Origin of the sequence: Actinomadura rubrisoli (genome assembly GCF_004349215.1) — a bacterium.
GTDB classification, from domain to species: domain Bacteria; phylum Actinomycetota; class Actinomycetes; order Streptosporangiales; family Streptosporangiaceae; genus Spirillospora; species Spirillospora rubrisoli.
The window spans coordinates 1-1,949 of record NZ_SMKU01000650.1 but is presented as its reverse complement, the minus strand read 5'-3'; the positions used below and the strand labels follow the sequence as shown (position 1 = coordinate 1,949).

Below are 1,949 nucleotides of genomic sequence, written 5' to 3'. Positions count from 1 at the left end.
GTGGTCGGCGCGAGGACGGTCTACAGGTCGTGCTTCCAGGTGATCTGGATACGGTCGGTGTCCTTGGCGCGCGGCGTGGGCATCATCGCGATGACCGCGTCTGCCTGGTCTTCGGCGTCGACCAGGCGGCACCACACCCGGACGTCGTCGGCGGTCATCGACCCCCGGGCGAGCTCGGCGTTGTTGACCTTGTGGGGCGGCCATCCCGCCAACTTGGCAAGCTGCCGCTCACCCATCCCCAGCAGGCCATAGCCGCGCCGAAGCTCGCGCAAACGCTGCCCGAACGCGAGTCGCTGCCGCTGGCGTTCTTGCTGGTCGGTGTCCTTGGGCAGAGGGGGGGTGACGGTGATGTCCATCAGCGCGCGGACCACCTCCCGGCGCCGCGCCATCGGCAGCTTGGGCCAGACCTTGCCGATGTCGGGGCGGATCACCTCACGCAGCACCGGAGCGATCCCGGCATCGTTGGCGCGCAGTTCGGCCGCCTCAATCTCCGGAAGTAGCCGCGCTTCGATCCGGGACGCCATGGCCACCGACATGGTTCCGGCGGCGACCTTGTCAGCGGTTTCATCCAAGATCGCGCGCTTCTCTTCGGCTTCGGCCAGCGCGGCGGCGGCGTGCTCGGCTCTCAGGGCGTCCTCGGTGAGCAGTTCGGCGGCGTCTGGCCGGGACAGCCGCTCGATCACCAACCCGTTGATGTAGTTGTCCACCACGGATTTGCCAATAGCGGTGCATCCGCCGGTTAGCACCTCATCCCCCCGGCAGTTGTACCGGGGCGTGCCCTGCGTCTGGCCCACCTTCTTGGCGTTGCGTCCGCTGCTCAGACCAGCACCACAGATCCCGCAGGTGGCGATGTGTGTGGCCAGGTGCTTGACCCCTCCCGGGCGGGACTTCTTACCCGGGGCGTTCAGCCGCCGCACGCATGCGAAGAACGCTTGCCGGTCGTTGCCGGTCAAGATCGGTGGCCACTCCGCGTCGCCGATTACCTTCCCCTGATGGACGCGCTTGCCGATGTACGCGGGGTTGGTGACCATGTCCCGGATCGTGAAGTGCCGCCAGGTGTTCCCGTGGTTGGTGCGCAGCCCCCGCCGGTTGAAGTCCCGGCACACGGTCAAGATCCCCTCACCGGCCGCGATCCGGCGGACGGCCTCCCGGACAATCTGGGCTTGATCCTGCCGGATCACCGACCGGACGAAGTCGCCGGTTGCCGAGTTGTATTCGCGCCGGTATCCGTACAACAGACGGCCGTGTGGGCGGCCCTTCTGGGCGTTCCCGCGCACGTCCCGCAAGATCCGGTCCCGGGTGATGCTCGACTCGCGTTCGTCTAGCAGGGCGTCCAGCCCGGTCGCGAACCGGTCATCGGTGCGGGTCAGGTCGTACAGACGGCCCTTGTAGGACCACTTCACCCCGTTGTCCTCGGCGATCTTGCGGGCCTTGACGTAGTCCTCAAGATCACGCTGTGCCCGGGAGGACTCCCACATCACCAGCACATCGGCGTTGCCCTCCCGCAGGTACGTCTTCAACGCGGCGTACTGCGGCCGGTCCTTGGTCGCGTACCGCGACGCCGAGCGGTCGTTGTCCTTGAACACCTTCACCAACGACCAGCCGCGCCGCGCGCACTCGGCGGTGCACTCGTCGATCTGCTGCGACACCGACCGCAGTTGCTCCTTCGGATCTTGGGAGACCCGCGCGTAGATCACCGCGCGCAACGGCGCATCAGGCAGCGCAGCCAGTTCGTCCTCAAGCGAAGCGATCTCGTTCCGGATGTCGGTGGTGGTCACTTCACACCCCCAGCGATCCCGCGAACGCTGCCGCCCTGCGGCCGGTGCTGTGGTTGGGTGACGTCCATGGCCCTTGCCCTCCTGTCGGGTGAGGATCAAGGCCCCAACGGGTGTTACCGCACCTCGTTGGGGCCGACTTCATGACAGGAGCGTCTAAGGAATGCTCGCGGT

At 67.1% G+C, this 1,949-nt stretch carries 1 protein-coding gene; it reads right to left on the bottom strand.

Annotation, left to right across the window (positions count from 1 at the left end):
* Positions 1 to 20: 20 nt before the first annotated feature.
* Entirely contained in the window at positions 21 to 1,778 is a 1,758-nt protein-coding gene (locus tag E1298_RS46500) for a recombinase family protein (RefSeq protein WP_165975996.1), read from the bottom strand.
* Positions 1,779 to 1,949: the final 171 nt, after the last annotated feature.